This window comes from Pseudarthrobacter sp. S3 (assembly GCF_050156905.1).
Classification (GTDB): Bacteria; Actinomycetota; Actinomycetes; order Actinomycetales; family Micrococcaceae; genus Arthrobacter.
In genome coordinates this window covers 198,030-214,419 of the sequence record NZ_CP189583.1, presented here as the reverse complement: position 1 = coordinate 214,419, position 16,390 = coordinate 198,030, and the positions used below count along the sequence as shown (strand labels likewise).

Annotated in this window: 12 protein-coding genes; 9 read left to right on the top strand and 3 right to left on the bottom strand. The window is 64.8% G+C overall.

The features are described 5' to 3' along the window. Nucleotides 1–138: 138 nt before the first annotated feature. Together murJ and ACQCSV_RS01075 are read right to left on the bottom strand one after the other, a co-directional pair. Nucleotides 139–2,274 (bottom strand): murein biosynthesis integral membrane protein MurJ, encoded by a 2,136-nt coding sequence (murJ, locus tag ACQCSV_RS01080; protein ID WP_354156265.1) that lies wholly within the window; start codon nt 2,272–2,274, stop codon nt 139–141. A gap of 92 nt (nt 2,275–2,366) precedes the next feature. Next, nucleotides 2,367–2,867, bottom strand: a complete 501-nt coding sequence (locus tag ACQCSV_RS01075) for an NUDIX hydrolase (protein WP_282330366.1) — start codon at nt 2,865–2,867, stop codon at nt 2,367–2,369. Nucleotides 2,868–3,074: 207 nt separating this feature from the next. On the opposite strand from ACQCSV_RS01075, the gene ACQCSV_RS01070 reads away from it, so the two are divergent. The 3 genes from ACQCSV_RS01070 (at nt 3,075) to ACQCSV_RS01060 (ending at nt 5,878) form a co-directional block, all read left to right on the top strand. Further along, complete coding sequence (locus ACQCSV_RS01070) at nt 3,075–4,583, top strand: CCA tRNA nucleotidyltransferase (RefSeq protein ID WP_354156266.1); 1,509 nt, start codon at nt 3,075–3,077, stop codon at nt 4,581–4,583. Beyond that, on the top strand, nt 4,580–5,164 hold the full coding sequence (locus tag ACQCSV_RS01065; RefSeq protein WP_185262037.1) for a histidine phosphatase family protein: 585 nt from the start codon (nt 4,580–4,582) through the stop codon (nt 5,162–5,164). The genes ACQCSV_RS01070 and ACQCSV_RS01065 overlap by 4 nt, the downstream gene beginning before the upstream one ends. Before the next feature lie 591 nt (nt 5,165–5,755). Beyond that, nucleotides 5,756–5,878, top strand: coding sequence for a hypothetical protein (locus ACQCSV_RS01060; RefSeq protein WP_426939013.1), 123 nt, complete (start codon nt 5,756–5,758; stop codon nt 5,876–5,878). A 56-nt stretch (nt 5,879–5,934) separates the two neighbouring features. Here ACQCSV_RS01060 and ACQCSV_RS01055 read toward each other — a convergent pair whose 3' ends face one another. Next, entirely contained in the window at nt 5,935–7,464 is a 1,530-nt protein-coding gene (locus tag ACQCSV_RS01055) for a glycosyltransferase family 39 protein (protein ID WP_354156269.1), read from the bottom strand. A gap of 171 nt (nt 7,465–7,635) precedes the next feature. Between ACQCSV_RS01055 and ACQCSV_RS01050 the strand changes: the two genes are divergently transcribed. The 6 genes from ACQCSV_RS01050 (at nt 7,636) to ACQCSV_RS01025 (ending at nt 16,371) form a co-directional block, all read left to right on the top strand. Further along, entirely contained in the window at nt 7,636–9,102 is a 1,467-nt protein-coding gene (locus tag ACQCSV_RS01050; protein ID WP_354156270.1) for a glycosyltransferase 87 family protein, read from the top strand. Beyond that, nucleotides 9,095–10,534 carry an NAD(P)/FAD-dependent oxidoreductase gene (locus ACQCSV_RS01045; RefSeq protein WP_354223420.1) on the top strand — a complete coding sequence of 480 codons (1,440 nt, stop codon included), beginning with the start codon at nt 9,095–9,097 and terminating at the stop codon, nt 10,532–10,534. The genes ACQCSV_RS01050 and ACQCSV_RS01045 overlap by 8 nt, the downstream gene beginning before the upstream one ends. A 55-nt stretch (nt 10,535–10,589) precedes the next feature. After that, complete coding sequence (locus tag ACQCSV_RS01040; RefSeq protein ID WP_426939012.1) at nt 10,590–12,578, top strand: penicillin-binding transpeptidase domain-containing protein; 1,989 nt, start codon at nt 10,590–10,592, stop codon at nt 12,576–12,578. A 98-nt stretch (nt 12,579–12,676) separates the two neighbouring features. Next, entirely contained in the window at nt 12,677–14,359 is a 1,683-nt protein-coding gene (locus tag ACQCSV_RS01035) for an ATP-binding cassette domain-containing protein (RefSeq protein ID WP_354156273.1), read from the top strand. 45 nt (nt 14,360–14,404) lie between these two features. Beyond that, a complete protein-coding gene (locus tag ACQCSV_RS01030; RefSeq protein ID WP_354223264.1) occupies nt 14,405–15,178 on the top strand; it encodes a DeoR/GlpR family DNA-binding transcription regulator in 774 nt (257 codons plus the stop codon). Then, the gene (locus ACQCSV_RS01025; RefSeq protein WP_354156274.1) at nt 15,175–16,371 is read left to right on the top strand and encodes an MFS transporter; all 1,197 of its coding nucleotides are present in this window, start codon (nt 15,175–15,177) and stop codon (nt 16,369–16,371) included. The genes ACQCSV_RS01030 and ACQCSV_RS01025 overlap by 4 nt, the downstream gene beginning before the upstream one ends. The last annotated feature ends 19 nt before the right edge of the window (nt 16,372–16,390 follow it).

Sequence of the window (16,390 nt, the reverse complement as noted above, 5' to 3'; positions counted from 1 at the left end):
CGCCGCCGGTCAGAAACCGGTCAAAAGCTAGCCGGCGAGCCGGTCTGCGCTTGCCTGCAACTACCCCTGTTCACTGTCGATCCTAGCCGATCGGGCATGGCCGACGTGGTCGACAGGCAACCAAAAACCGCGGGAAGATCAGTTTTTTCGAGGCACTCGTGGCTTGAAATGGGGGTTCTGTCCGGCCTGGCCCTGGAACGTTCGCCGGCCGGGAAGGGGAATCTCGTCGTGCAGCAGCCCGCCCCGTGCCGTGCCGGGAACGTCTTCGACGGGAAGGTATTCCGCAGCGGGTTCAGTGCCCCAGGTAGTTTCCCCGTGGACACCCTCTCCTGGACCCGAGGCGGGACGCATTCCGGGTTCCCCCCGAAGAGTTTCCGGCACCAAAAGCGCCGCCTGGCGTTCCGGTACGGGACCTGCGCGGAACGACACGGCGTCGAATTCGCCGGAGATCCGGGGAATCAGGCCGGTGTCCACTGAGACCGTGGCGCGTTCCGGCGTCGGATGTTCCGTTGAAGCAACGTCGGCAGCCGACGCAGGCGTTCCCCCGGTGCCGCCCGAAGGTCCGGTATCGCGCCCCAGGCGTCCCAGCAGAGGGCGTATGAGATCGCCGAGTTCTGCGACGTGGAAAATCTTGAGGAGGAAGAGATAGACAACCAACATGATCGGACCCACCACGATGACGGTCACCAGCGCAGCGGGCCGGCCGCTCCAGGCGAACCCGTCCGCGCTGTAGCTGCCCATCAGCCACAAAGCCCCGGCGCCCGCGATCGCGGAACCGAGCGCCGCATAGCCCATTCGGATGTACGAGTTGGCGATCCGCGGCCCGTCGAGGTGGCCCAGCAGCCGGCGCAGGAAGAAGGCGCTGATGATCACCGAGAGGATGTTGCCCACCATGTACAACAGGGCGATGGCGTAAATGATCTGGCCCACCGGCAGGAACTGGATCCCAAACGCACCGGCGACGTAAACCACGGCAAGAAGCAGTTGAATATTAAAGGGTGTGCGGGCGTCTTCGTTGGCGTAGAAAACCCGCGACATCATGAAGTTAGCGCTCATAAACGGGGTACTCAGCGCGAGGATGGTGAGCGTCTGGGCCAGCATCACGCCGTCCTGACGCGGGCCACCGGAGAAGAACATGCCCAGCGGCCCGGCCAGCGCAAAGAGGGCCAGCGCTCCAAAGACCGTGGCCACCGCCATGGTGCGGAGACCGTGCGAGAGGGCGTCGCGTAGTTCTGCACGGTTGCCGTCCTGCGATGCACGGGTCATGCGGTTAAAGAGGACTGTGGCGAGGGAGAGCGCAATGATCGAGTGCGGCAGCAGGTACAGCTGGCTGGCGACTTCCAGGACGGCATTGCCGGGCAGCATCTCTGCCGCCGGATCCCCCGCTTCCGTCAGCCGGAGCCGCTCGGCACCGGGAATAGTGGCGATGCGCATGACGTACAGGAACGCGAACTGCCCGACGGCGGCGGTCAGGAGCGTCCATACGCTCAGCTTCGCAGCCTGGCCCAGACCCACTCCCCGCCAGCCAAACCGGGGCCGGAGACCCAGCCTCAGGCGGATCACCGGGATCAGCAGGATCGCTGTCTGGGCCACCACGCCTATGGTTGAGAAGCCGGCCACAAGCAGGGTCTGGGAAGGGCCCCAGTTGTCCAGCGTGTGCGGATTCATGGCGTTCTCGCCGAAGATCCAGATGAACATGCCCAGTCCGCCAATGGCCACCAGGTTATTCATGATGGGGGCCCACATGGCCGGCCCGAACGCGCCGTTGGCGTTGAGGACCTGTGTCAGCAGGGCGTAGAGGCCGTAGAAGAAGATCTGGGGCAGGCACCAGAAGGCGAACGCAACTGCCAGGGCCTTCTGCTGCGGCGAATAGCCCTGTGTGGTCAGCTCAATTACCCCCGGAGCAGCGAGAGTGACCAGCGCGGTGAGGCCCAGCAGCAGGAGCACGGCCAGCGTCAGCAGCCGGCTGATGTAGTCCGCTCCCCTGTCAGGGGCTTTGCTCGCCTTGATGATCTGAGGTACCAGGACGGCGTTGAACACACCACCGGCCACCAGCAGGAAGATCAGGTTGGGCAGGTTGTTGGCGTTGATGAACGTGTCGTTAACCGTGGAGCCGAGGCCCAGCGCGGCACCCAGCATCCAGGTCTTGCCGAAGCCCAGGAACCGGGACACCAAGGTGCCGGCAGCCATGATGGCGCTGGACCGCGTTTCACTCGCGGTTCCGCTCGGGGCGGCAGAGCCTGCTTTATCGGAGGGGGGATTCGTAGCTGACATCGCCTTCATCGTCTCACCCGGACGGCGTTTGCGCCGCAACGGGCAGTCTATATGCCCGAGTATGCATACACGCATTTCCGGCGGAGACGGCCTTAGAGGTGTTCTGGCAGGACTTCCCTGGCCAAGTCCGCGATGCGCCGCTCGTTGGGGAACGAGAGCTTCCGTGCCAGTTCTTTGATGGGGACCCATGCGACGTCCACGGCTTCGTGGTCCGGATCGTTTTCGATGGTGAGTTCGCCGCCGCTGGCGCGCAGCAGGTAGTGGTGGACGGTTTTATGGACACGGTGCCCGCTGACAGTGAACCAGTAGTCAATGCTGCCGAGCGGGGCCAGGATGTCGCCCTCGATGCCGGTTTCCTCGGCAATCTCACGCACTGCTGCCTGCTCGTTGTCTTCCTTGCCTTCCGGATGGCCCTTCGGAAGGCACCACTCCAGCCGTCCGCCCCTATTAAGGCGGGCAATGATCGCAACCCTTAGTTCGCCGTCGGATGTGTCCACCACAACGCCGCCGGCGGAAATTTCCTCCACCGTGGGGAGCGAGGCCGGGGCCGGGTGCAGGGCAGGCGCGACGTGGGCACCAATTGCCGACGGCAAAGGTGCGTTTGTCCTCCTGCCGGGAGCGCTCGGTACGGGATGGGCCATGGAGTCCACTCTAACGACTCTTGTCCGATCATGATGACCGGAACATGACATCAAAGTGGACTGCGTATGACGCACTTTGAAGGGCTGCAGGCGAATAGGAGCGATCTTGAGGAGATTTTGGCCTGCCAAGCCGCTGGTTTCTGACAAGCTTAAGTAACTATGGCGCACGCACATCACAAGATTGATTCCAACACCGTCGATTTCCAGGTTGACCCGGTTGTCCTGGAGCTCGGGCAGCGCTTTGTCGACGCCGGCCACGAGCTGTCCCTGGTGGGCGGACCGGTACGGGATCTCTTCCTGGGACGCACCTCACCGGACCTGGACTTCACCACGGACGCCACGCCGGGCCAGACAGTTGCCCTGATCAAGAAGTGGGCGGACAACTTCTGGGAAATCGGCCGGGCCTTCGGGACAATCGGAATGCGGAAAGCCGGCTTCCAGATCGAGATCACCACGTACCGGGCCGAGGCTTACGATCCGGAGTCGCGCAAGCCCGTGGTGGCCTTCGGCACCTCCCTGACCGACGATCTCCTGCGCCGCGATTTCACCATCAACGCCATGGCCCTGCGGCTCCCGTCGCTTGAACTCATTGATCCGTTCGGCGGCGTCCGGGATCTCAACGCGGCCGTCCTGGCGACACCCGCTTCACCCGAGGCCTCCTTCTCAGATGATCCGCTCCGTATGATGCGCGCCGCCCGGTTCGCCTCGCAGCTGGGCATTTCCGTGCACGACGACGTGCGGCTGGCCATGACCCAGATGGCCGAGCGGATCAAAATCATCTCGGCCGAACGGGTCCGTGATGAGTTGGTCAAACTCATTTGCGGTGCCCACCCCCGGGTCGGCGTGGACCTCCTCGTGGAAACCGGCCTCGCCGAGTTCGTGTTGCCTGAGGTGTCCGCCCTGAGGCTGGAATCTGACGAGCACCACCGCCACAAGGACGTCTACCAGCACTCCCTTCAGGTCCTGGAACAGGCCGCTGCCCTGGAAACGGGTGCGGACGGCGCCGTGCCGGCCCCCGACTTTGTGCTGCGGTTCGCAGCGTTGATGCACGACGTCGGGAAGCCGGCTACGCGGCGTTTCGAACCGGGCGGCGCGGTCAGTTTCCGCCACCACGACATGGTGGGCTCCAAGCTCACTGCGAAGCGGATGAAGACTCTCCGCTTCGACAACGACACCATCAAGGCCGTGGCCCGGCTTGTAGAGCTGCACATGCGTTTCTACGGCTACGGTGACGCCGGGTGGAGTGACTCGGCCGTGCGCCGCTACGTCACGGACGCCGGCCCGCTGTTGGACCGGCTGCACCGGCTGACCCGCTCGGACGTCACCACCCGCAACCAGCGGAAGGCTGAGCGCCTCGCCTTTGCCTACGACGACCTGGAAGACAGGATCGCTGTTTTGCGCGCGCAGGAGTCGCTGGACGCGGTCCGGCCCGATCTGGACGGCGCTAAAATCATGGCCATCCTGAACCTCAAGCCTGGTCCCGTGGTGGGCCGGGCCTACAAGTTCCTGTTGGAGGAACGGATGGAAAACGGACCCCTGCAACCGGACGACGCCGAAGCGCGGCTGCGCGCCTGGTGGGCGGAGCAGCCCGAGGCAGCACCCGCGGTTCCGGAAGCAGCAGAGCCTCCCGCCGCCGTCGAACTTTCCCCGAACGAGGAGTCCAAATGATTAACCCGATGACCGCGCCCCGCCCCCAGCTCTGGATCCTGCGCCACGGCGAGACCGAGTGGTCCAAGAGCGGGCAATACACCGGGCTCACCGACCTGCCCCTGACCGTGGAAGGCGAGCAACAGGCCGTGGAGGCCCGTAAGGTGCTGGACCAGGTGGACTTCGATTTGGTCCTGACGTCCCCACTGCGCCGCGCCAGGCGTACCGCGGAGCTGGCAGGTTACCCTGACGCCCAGCACGAGCCGCTGGCGGTGGAATGGAACTACGGCGACTATGAGGGCATCAGTTCGGACCTGATCCGCAAGGACAATCCGGATTACCTGATCTGGACCCATGGTGTGCCCAATGGCGAGACCCTGGACGAAGTGGCAGCCCGCGCCGACAAGATTGTGGCCAGTGTGCTGGAATCCGGTCTGGACAACGTGCTGATCGTGGCGCACGGGCACTTCTCCCGGATCCTCACCGCGCGCTGGCTGGAACTAGCGCCTGCCGAGGGCCGTCATTTCATTCTGGGAACCGCGAAGGTCTGCACGCTCGGCTGGGATAAGCGGACCCCGGCCATTGTCCGCTGGGGACTCTAAAAGAGCATTCATAAACTTTATAGAAATGCTGTGCGAATTAAGTGGCGCATTGCCGCATTTGTAGGGTAATTTTATTCCTGACCCCAGAGCGTCTTTGCCGGGTCACGGCGCACGGTGCCAGGCCAGTCGGCCGAGGCAGCGGCATAACAGAAGAGGAGGTTGGGAAAATGATTACTTTGACTAGCGGATGGAAGATGACCGTCACCGCAAACCCGGCCTCTGATGCTTTTGCGCGCCGTGATAACGGAGTGCCTGCCTCCTAGCCTTTGCGCAACTGATCCCGCCCATGCGGCGGCCTCCGTTGCAAGGAGGTATATCCAGGCCCATCCTCGTTGGACGGCTCGCCTTAGGCGACGCCTGCTGGACGTCTCCTGGCGGCGTCCCTTCCAGGATGGACCGCGCGGCGACGCAGCATCCCCATAGTTCGGAACTCAGCTTCTTTGTTGGGGTCTGCACTGCCGCTTCCGTCTTCGCATTTGCGATCTATTCATAACCACAGGGCATTTCCCTGCCTAATTACGCCGTTATTGCTTTGGCATTAAATGGCCATATTTGTCATGCCAAATTTTACGCCGAAAGGAGGTGACCACCATGATCAAGAGAATCAAGAAAGCATTGTTCTCCCTGGGGCGTCCTGTCCGGAATGACCGCCGGGAATTCAACGGGCAACTCCTGGACCGGCGGCGCGGAGACGTTTTCGTCCTGTTGCACTAGCGTATGGGCGGAATGAACTGAGGCGCGGGGCCTCTTGGGGACAGTTTGAGGGGCCCTTAGGGGCAGTTGAAGGTCACCAGCTTCAGCCGCTCGTACGGCATCGTTCCTGTGTCCGTGCACCCTGCCGATGCGAACGCAGACAGATCATCGGGTTCGGCGCTGCCGTCTCCGACGAACCACACGTTTCCCTTGCCCGACAGCCGGTCCGGTCCAACCGCGGCGTTCTCCCCCCAGAGGGTTCCTGACGCTGCGGGGCTGTCGGCAAGGGAAAGATCCTGCACTCCTGAGAAATCGTCAGGATAGGCAAGGGTCATGTCACGGAGATACGGGTACTCAAAGACCATGGCTGCCGGTGCTGGGGATTCGGACGCAACGAAGTCGCTGATCTTCCGCTCCGTGTCTGGCGGTTCGTTGACCAAGCTCTTGATGGTCAGTTGGGGAACCAGGCTCACAGCGACGACGGCGATCATGGCAATATAGCGGAGCCACGGGAGTCGAGCCGGAATACTGACAATGCCCAAACCCACCAGGAGTGCGAATGCGGGCGCTGTGAACGTGAGGTAGCGGGCCACGTATACAGGCTGGGCGACGATACTCACCAGCATGAGCCCGGCTATCGGTACGGCTACGCCTGCCAGGCAAAGGACTAACAGCGGGCTCCGCGCTGGCGTCCGGCGAGATGCCCACAGACCCCAGACGATCAGGGCGGTCTCAACGACTCCGAGAAGTGCCACGAAGGCCAGGATCCAGCTCGGCGGAAGATTCCCAGTGGGGCGGTCTTCTCCATAGAAGTATTGCTTGACGGCCGCGGTGCTGATGGTCTGTGCCAGGGAACGGTTCTCGATCCAGTCAACCTGGGCCTTCTGTTCCATCGTAAGGAGGAGGAATGGCAGGGCAGCGGCACCGGCGGCAGCGCAGGCCGCCATCGTAGCGAGCTGTCGCCGGCGGAGAAGTATCGCGGCCACAGCGTGCGACACCACGGCCAGGACGAAGAACATGAACATCCAGACCCCCAGCACCGCACAGAGGCCGTACAGTACCCAGTCAATGACGCGGTTGGACTTCCATGCTCTGACCAGCAGGTAGGTCAGGGCGACGGCCAACAGTGCTGTGAATGCGGATTGCCGTGCTTCGGTGCCGGCCCACACCATCCTGGGAAGCACCGCCAACACCAGGCCGGAAGCGACGCCGAGGGCATCCGACCCCAACCTCCGCCCCAAAACGACCGTTCCGGCGCATGCCAGACCGACGGCCAGCGCTGACGGCGCCCGCATAGCCACTTCGGAAAATCCGAAGACCGAAGTCCACGCGTGCATCAGGAAGTAGTAGAGCCCGTGGACCGCATCGACAGACTGCAGGAGCGCTACGAGTTCCGCTGGGTTGCGTCCGGCGGCGGAGATGGTCGCGATCTCGTCATCCCAGAAGGAGGGAATCCAGGACCCGACAAAAGCGACGCAGAACGCCAACAGCCCGATGCCGGCTGGAACCGTCCAAGGGTTGGCGCGCGCGGGCAGCGGCCGCTTACCCCTCCGGACAGTCTTCTGCCCTTGGAGCCGCCCCGGAACGTCCGGCAGTTGATTCAGCACAACAATCCCCTTGAGGTCCAGGTCTCTCGGAAGCAGCCTGATCCGAGACGTGCTCCTCTGCGAGAATATCGCGCGTGGCCGGACCAAATCGGCCCAGCATGCGAATTCGACCCTATACCTACGGGCTGAACCCACGGGCTGTCAGGGCAGCGTCCCGGTAAGCTCAAAGGCATGCAGGAGACGAAGCCGCCGGGGCACGTACAGCGCACCCGCCTGGTAGTTCCCAGCCGCAGTGACCTGCTGCTGAAGAACTTCACGGAACTGATCGGCGGGCCGATGGGCGCCCGGTCGGCGCCCGGCCTCATCTCCCCCGGCGTATTTACCGTGGAACGTGTCCTGATCATCCTGACGGTACTGGCGGCGTTGGCCGGCATTGCAATCAAGGGCTACTGCCGGGCCAACGGCTGGGCGAGCCCCGGCCAGTTCTATTCCACGTGTTACTCCGACTACCCCGAATTCTTCCGCAACCGCGGCCTCGGAGACGGCACGTTCCCGATCCTGAGCCCGGGATCTCTTTTTGAAGATCCCGTCCTGGTGGGACTCATTGCCGGCGTGACTGCCTGGCTGGTCCCGGGCGAGGGCGTCAGTGACGCGCGGATCCTCGGTTACTTCGACGTCAATGCCACGCTGGTTGCAGCCGTCTGGATTGTCACGGTGCTCGCTACGGCCAGAATGGCGCAGCGGCGCCCCTGGGATGCGGCCATGGTGGCGTTGGCTCCCGGCATTGTGCTGGCCGGAACCATCAACTGGGACATGTGGGCTGTCGCCTTGTTGGCGCTCGGAATGCTGTGCTTTTCGCGTGAAAAGCTGGTCCTGGCAGGCATCCTGATTGGCCTGGCCGCAGCGACCAAGCCCTATGCCGCCTTGGTTCTCGGAGCCATCCTCCTCCTGGCCCTGCGGACAGGGCGGATCCGCGGGTTCCTGGTCACGGCCGGGGCCGGCGCAGCGGCATGCCTGGCCATTAACGTGCCTGTGGCCGTCTCCAACCCCTCCGGCTGGGGGTACTTCTTCACGTTTACCGAAACGAGGGAATCCGGCTACGGGTCATTATGGTTCGCGTACAACCTGGTGGCCCGGCGCCTGCGCTGGCCGGTGCTGGATCCTGCAACCATCAACTGGCTGGCCCTGGCCGTATTCCTGCTGGCCTGCGCCGTGATCGCCGTGGTGGCGCTGACAGCAGCACGCCGGCCGCGGCTGGCCCAGTTGGCGTTCCTCATGGTGGGAGCTTTTATCCTGACCAGCAAGGTCTATTCGCCACAGCATGTCCTGTGGCTCATCCCGCTGGTGGCGCTGGCCCGGCCGCGGTGGCGGGATTTTCTCATTTGGCAGGGCGTTGAAGGCCTGCATTGGGCAGCCGTCTGGATGTACCTGGGGCAGGTGACCAGCCAGGGCCCGACGCAGCACAATATTGACATGCCTTACTACGTCATGGCCGTAGCCCTTCATATGCTTGTGACGGCATATTTGATGTTCCGGGTTGTGTGGGACATCCATGACCCGGAGTACGATCCCGTCCGCCGGCACCACCTTGATGATCCGCAGGGAGGGCCGTTCGACGGACTGCCGGACTGGTTACGGTTCAGCCTCCTCCATAGCTCACATGCGGTACTCCCTTGGCGAGCGAAGCACCATGCCTGACGTCGCCGTCGTTGGGGCCGGACCCAACGGACTGGCCGCAGCTGTCGTGATGGCGCGCGCTGGCCTCTCCGTTGAAGTCCACGAGGCGGCGGCCACCATCGGCGGCGGCACCCGCACCGCCGAAATGATGCAGCCGGGGCACTTCCATGACATCTGCTCGGCCGTGCACCCCATGGCACTGGCGTCCCCCTTCTTCCGTGACTTCGAGCTGGCACGCCGGATAGACCTGGTGGTGCCGGAGCTTTCGTTCGGATCACCGCTCGACGGCGGACGGGCGGCCCTCGGCTACCACAGCATCGAACGGACGGTCCAAGGCCTGGGCAGGGACGGCGCCGCCTACCGCCGGCTTCTTGGCCCGCTCGTTGACCGCATTGGCGGCGTGATGGATCTGACGCAGCACCAGCTGCTCAGAATCCCCCGGGATCCCCTGGCGGCGGTGCTCTTCGGGCTGCGGACGCTGGAGCAGGGATCGCGGCTGTGGAACACCCGGTTTAAGGAGGAGCTTGCGCCTGCACTGCTCAGTGGCGTGGCTGCCCATGCGGTCTCGCAGCTGCCCTCCCTGGCCTCTGCCGGTGCCGGGCTTATGCTCACCGCCCTGGCCCACGCTCAGGGATGGCCGGTTCCGCTGGGCGGATCGGCCTCCATTGCGGCCGCGCTGGAAGCCGACATCCGTGCCCACGGCGGGGTAATTTATACGGGGGCGCCGATTGAGGGCCTCCAACAACTCCGCGGTGCGCGGGCCACTCTGCTGGATGTGGCCCCCAAGGGGCTTCTGGCCATTGCCGGCGATAGTCTCCCGGCCAAGTACCGCCAGTCCCTGGAGACGTTCCGCTATGGGAACGGTTCCTGCAAGGTGGACTTCATCCTGTCCGGTCCCGTTCCGTGGGCGGCTGAGGAGCTGGGCGACGCCGGCACGGTGCACGTGGGCGGGACGCGCGCGGAGCTTGCGGGTGCGGAGAATGACGTGTCCGCTGGGAGGCACCCGGAACGCCCGTACGTTCTGGTGGCCCAGCCATCGCGGTTCGACACCGGCCGGGCGCCGGCCGGGCGGCAGATCCTCTGGACGTATTGCCATGTACCCGCCGGATCAACCCGCGACATGGGTGAGGCCGTGACCGCACAGCTGGAGCGCTTTGCGCCCGGGTTCCGGGACGTGGTGGTGCAGCGACACGTGACAACGGCGGCGGAGCTGGCCAGTTACAACCGGAATTACGTGGGTGGGGACTTCAGTGCCGGTATCATGGACGTGCGCGGACTTGTCCAGCGCCCGGTGGTCTCCCGCGTTCCGTGGCGGACGCCCGTGCCCGGCGTGTACCTGTGTTCGTCCTCCACGCCGCCTGGCCCCGGAGTGACGGGGATGCCAGGGTACTTTGCGGCGAAACATGCTTTGAAGGACCGGTTTGGTCTTGAGGTTCCCTCGCTCAGCCTCTGAGCCGAGGCCGGAACGGTGACAGCAGGTATGGCAGAAATCGGGGCATAATAGCGCGGTGGGGAACTCAAAAAAACTGTCACTTGCCATAGCTGGACTCATTCTCGGCGCCTCGCTGGTTGCCTGCGACGACGGCAGAGGAGGTGCTGAAAGCGTCGCCAAGGAGTTTGCGTCCGCGCTTTCCACGCTCGACGTCGGCTCGGTCGCCTTTGACGGCAAGGATTCCGGGGTGGCCAAACACCAGGTCCAGGACATCTTCAAGGCGCTGGATCCGGACAAGCCCACTGTGGCGGCCGGTGAACTCACGCTGGACGGTGACACTGCGGCCGTTCCGCTGAACTACACCTGGAAAATCGGCACCGGCGAGTGGAAATACACGGTCTCAGCAAAGTTCACGAAGTCCGGGGACCAATGGCTTGCCGTTTGGAACCCGGCCACATTGGTCCCGGGGCTCGGCGACAGCGAAATCCTGAGCAAGGGCACGCAGTCGCCGCAGCGCGCCGACATCCTGGGCGCCAGCGACGCGAAGCTTGTCACATACCGGCCCGTGGTGAACGTGGGGATTGACAGGCTGCTGCTGGGGTCCGGGGACGCCGCCGCGTCAGCCACCAAACTGGCCGAACTGGTGGGCGTGGATCCCGCCACCTATGCCCAACAGGTTGCGGCCTCCGGTCCGGAGGCGTTCGTCCGGGCCATCACCCTCCGTGACGAGGGCCGCACCGTCACGGACGCGCAGATCACGGCCATTCCTGGTGCCCGCGCCGTCCCCGGAGTCCAGCCGCTGGCGCCCAGCCGCACGTTCGCGAGAGCAGTCCTCGGCACCGTGGGAGAGGCCACGGCGGAACAGATCGAGGCCTCTGGCGGCGGTCTGACCGCCGGAGACGTGACCGGCATCGGCGGGCTCCAGCAGCAGTACGACGCACAACTCCGCGGCACCGACGCCGTGGTGATCCGTGCGCAGCGGGCCGACCTCACCCGCGAACAGATCCAGGCCGCGGGAACAGATCCCCGCAGGGTGGTGTTCGAGATGGCCCCGACCCCGGGCACGCCTTTGAAAACCACGCTGGATCCAAACCTCCAGTCACTCGCAGAGAGCACCCTTGCCGGAGTGGGACCGGCGTCGGCCATAGTGGCGCTCCGTCCTTCAACCGGTGCGGTGCTCGTTGCGGCCTCCGGCCCGGGAAGCAACGGCTACAACACCGCAATGCTGGGCCAGTACGCGCCCGGGTCAACGTTCAAGATCATCGACTCCCTCGCCATGCTCCGCAACGGACTGACGCCCGATTCGAAGGTGGAATGTACCCCCACCCTGAGCGTGGACGGCCGCACGTTCAAGAACGCGGAAGGCTACCCGGAAACCTCCCTGGGGTCGGTGGCACTCCGCGATGCCTTTGCCCACTCGTGCAACACGGCGTTCATCGCCGCGCGTGACACAGTCACGCAGGCCCAGCTTGAGGCTGCCGCCGTGGCTATGGGCGTGGCCGTGGAGGCCCCCTCGCTGGGCGCCGCGGCGTTCCTCGGGTCCGTTCCGGGCGAGGCTGCCGGCACCGAACACGCCGCCTCGATGATCGGCCAGGGCAAGGTGCTCCTGTCCCCGTTGGCGGCGGCCATCATGGCCGGCTCCGTGGGCAAGGGATCCCCCGTTTCCCCGCAGCTGGTCCTGAACCCTGACGCCGGCGCAGCCGCGGCAGACACCTCCGGCGCGGCGACGGCGGACGCGGGTGCGCCGTCGTCGACCGTTACACCCGAGGCGCCGTCCAAGGCGTCCGGTCAGCCGATCACTGCCGCCGAGGCGGCGGCGCTGTCCGACATGATGCGGGCAGTGGTGACGTCCGGCCATGCCGGCTTCCTGTCGACCGTTCCGGGCGCGCCGGTGGGCGCTAAAACCGGCACGGCGGAGTTCGGCAACGAGAACCCGCCCAAGACGCACGCCTGGATCGTGGCTGTCCACGGTGACCTGGCCGTGGCCGTCTTTGTTGAGGACGGCGGCCTTGGAGCCACCACGTCCGGGCCTCTGCTCAAGCAGTTCCTTACCGCCGCCGGTTAACCCTCGGGTTTTTGTCCAGATAATCGGCGCAAAGTGGCGGCAACGGCACATTATCTGGACAAAAACTCGTGTGGGGCGGGCGTGGGAAGATTGTTGGCGTGGCACACATAGACATTTCCGGTATTGACTACTTCCTTTCCGATGGCACCCAACTGCTCAACGGCGTGACCTTCAAAGTCCCGGACGGCACCAAAACAGCCCTGATCGGCCCCAACGGCACCGGCAAGACCACCCTCTTCCGGATCATTTCCGGCGACCTTGTTCCGGATGAAGGTGTGATCGGGCGCTCCGGAAACATGGGCATCATGCGCCAGTTCGTCGGTCAGGTCAGGGACGAATCCACGGTCCGCGATCTCCTTGTTTCCGCCGCCCCGCCGGCCTTGGCTGCCGCTGCCAAGGAAGTGGACGCAGCTGAGCTCGCGATGGTGGAGCACGACGACGAGCCCTCCCAGATGCGGTACGCCCAGGCGATCGCGGACTGGGGAGACGCAGGAGGCTACGACGTCGAAACCGTCTGGGACGAGGTCTGCATGGCCGCCCTCGGACTGCCCTTCGACCGTGCGCAGCACCGCCCGGCGTCGAGCCTTTCCGGCGGCGAGCAAAAGCGCCTGGTACTGGAGGCCCTGTTTGCCGGCCCCGACCAGCTGCTCCTTCTCGATGAGCCGGACAACTACCTGGACGTGCCGGGCAAGCGCTGGCTTGAGGACAAGCTCAATGAGTCCAAAAAAACTGTCTTCTTCATCAGCCACGACCGCGAGCTGCTGAACAATGCGGCCGGGCGCATCGTGACCCTCGAACCGGGTATCAATGGCGCAGGTGCCTGGGTGCACGGCGGCGGCTTTGGCTCCTACGTTGACGCCCGCGCCGACCGGAACGCCCGCTTCGAGGAGCTCCGCAAGCGTTGGGACGAGGAGCACGTGAAGCTCAAGGAACTCGTCAACATGTACAAGAACAAGGCGGCCTTCCGTTCCGACATGGCCAACCGTTACCAGGCCGCCCAGACGCGCCTGGCCAAGTTCCTCGAGGCCGGGCCGCCCGAGGCACTGCCGATCGAACAGAACGTGCGCATGCGACTGAAGGGCGGCCGGACCGCCAAGCGAGCTGTCGTGGCTGAGAAACTGGAACTGTCCGGGCTGATGAAACCGTTCTCCACCGAGGTGTGGTTTGGGGACCGCGTTGGTGTGCTCGGCTCCAACGGCTCCGGCAAGAGCCATTTCCTGCGGCTGCTGGCCACGGGCGGGACGGACCCCGAACGCGAGCACCTCCCCGTGTCCGAAGTCGATATTGCCGAAGTGCCGCACGAAGGCACCGTGAAACTTGGCGCCCGCATCCGGCCTGGCTTCTTCGCCCAGACCCACGTCCGGCCCGACCTCCTGGGCAAGACCCTGCTGGAGATCCTGCACCGCGGCGACGAGCACCGGTCCGGTCTGGGACGTGAGGCCGCCGCCGGCGCGCTGGACGGCTACGGACTGGCATCGCAGTCGGAGCAGAAGTACGAGTCCCTCTCCGGCGGCCAGCAGGCGCGGTTCCAGATCCTGCTGCTGCAGCTGTCCGGCGCCACGCTCCTGCTGTTGGATGAGCCCACGGACAACCTGGACCTCCATTCGGCCGAGGCACTGGAAAGGGCCATCGACCACTTCGAGGGAACCGTCCTGGCTGTCACCCACGACCGCTGGTTCGCCCGCACCTTCGACCGGTTCCTGGTGTTTGGTTCCGACGGCCGCGTCTACGAGTCCCCCGAGCCCGTGTGGGACGAAAAGCGGGTCGAGCGCGCCCGCTAAGCGTCAGGTAATGTTCATATGATCAAGAATTGCTATCATATGAGCATGAAGACAGAAGAGCGGCACCGCCTGATCGGGGAGTTGCTGCGCCGCAAAACCGAGGTCTCGGTGGAGGAGCTGACCCTGGCGTGCGACGCATCGGGCGCCACCATCCGGCGGGACCTTGAGCTGCTCGCATCGCATGGCGTGCTTCGCCGGGTCCACGGCGGAGCCAGGAGCCTTATTGCCCGCGGCGAAAACCCCGGCTACGGCCAGCGCGAACTCGAAGATCAGGCTGTGAAGGTCAGGATCGCCGTCGCTGTGGCCGGACTGCTGGGGGAGCGCGAACATGTGTGGCTGGACAGCGGCACCACAGCCACGGAAATTGCCCGCGTCCTCCGCGGGCGCGAACTCACGCTAATGCCCATGTCCATGCGCTCCCTGGCAACGGTCACAGACGGCGACCCGCATGCGGGCCAGCGTCCTGCCCTGCTGCTCCCCGGCGGAAGCCTGGTACCCGGCGAGTTGTCGTTCCGCGGACCGCTCGCGGAAGCCAACATCCGGTCCCTGCGCTTCGACACGGCAGTGGTCACGCCCTGCGCCTTGAACCTCAAGGACGGCCTCCTGGCCCATGATCTGGAGGACGCCGCAGTGAAACGGGCCGGCCTCGAATCGGCGGCGCGGGTGATTGTTGCCTGCGCCGGTGCCAAGTGGAATGCCACCGCGATGGCCTTGGTTGCCCCCTTGGACGCAGTACACGTGATCGTCACAGACAAAGACCTGAGTGCGGACGAACTCGCACACCTCAACAAGCTCTCGGTGGAAGTAGTCAAAGCATGAGCATCAACACCAGCACGACTGCCGGGCCGTCCCTTAAGGCAGCCGCAGCCGCCACTTTTGTGGTCTTCGGTATCAACGGCTTTGTTTTTGCCAGCTGGGCCGCCAGGATCCCCGCCGTCACCGAGACGCTGCATCTGACCTCCGGCCAGATGGGCACGCTTCTACTGTGTATTGCCGTCGGCTCATTACTGGCCCTTCCGACGGCGGGACTTGTGGTGGGGAAGATCGGCACCGCCAATGCGGTGCGAGCAGGCGGTTTGCTGTCAGCCCTGGCCGGGGTGGGCATTGCACTGTCCTTGGCTGCGGAATCGGTGCAGGGCACTGCCGTTGCGCTGTTCTTCTTCGGCATCGGCGTCGGGCTGTGGGACGTTTCCCAGAATATTGAAGGGGCAGACGTCGAGCACAAGCTTCGGCGCACCATCATGCCGCAGTTCCATGCGGCCTTCAGCGGCGGGGCCTTTCTGGGGGCGCTGATCGGGGCGGGCCTGTCAACGATCGGTGTTGGCCTGCCGTTGCACCTGCTGGCCATCGCCGGCGTGGTGGTGGTAGTGGCCCTCGTGGCGCCCCGCTACTTCCTCCCGCACATAGCTCACGCCCTTCCGGTGGAAGGTGAGCCGAAGACCGTGAAAGGGCCTTCTGCCTGGCGCGACAGCCGCACCCTGCTGATAGGTGTTGTGGTCCTGGGTGCAACACTTACTGAAGGGGCCGGAAACGACTGGATCGCCAAGGCCACCGTAGACGGACTGGGTGCCTCGGAATCGACCGGCGCTCTGATGTTCGCCTTGTTTGTGCTGGCGATGACAGCCATGCGGCTTTTCGGCGGCCGTGCGATCGACATCCACGGACGTGTTGTGGTGCTCCGGGCGAGCATGGCAGCCGCGGCTGGAGGCCTGTGTCTGTTTGTGCTCGCGGGGAACTTCTGGCTGGCCGGCGTTGGTGCTGCCCTGTGGGGTGTGGGCGCCGCGATGGCGTTCCCCATGGGGATGTCCGCTGCTGCCGATGATCCGAAGCACGCTGCGGCGAGGGTCTCGGTTGTATCCACCCTGGGGTATGTTTCCTTCCTCGCCGGCCCGCCGTTGCTGGGCTACCTGGGTGACCTCACGGGAATCCATCTGGCACTCCTGGCGATTCTCGCCCCGATCGTGGTGGCATTCCTCCTCGCCGGAGCCGCGAAACCCCTGGCCTCCAAGTAGGGACCTCCAAGGAGGATGG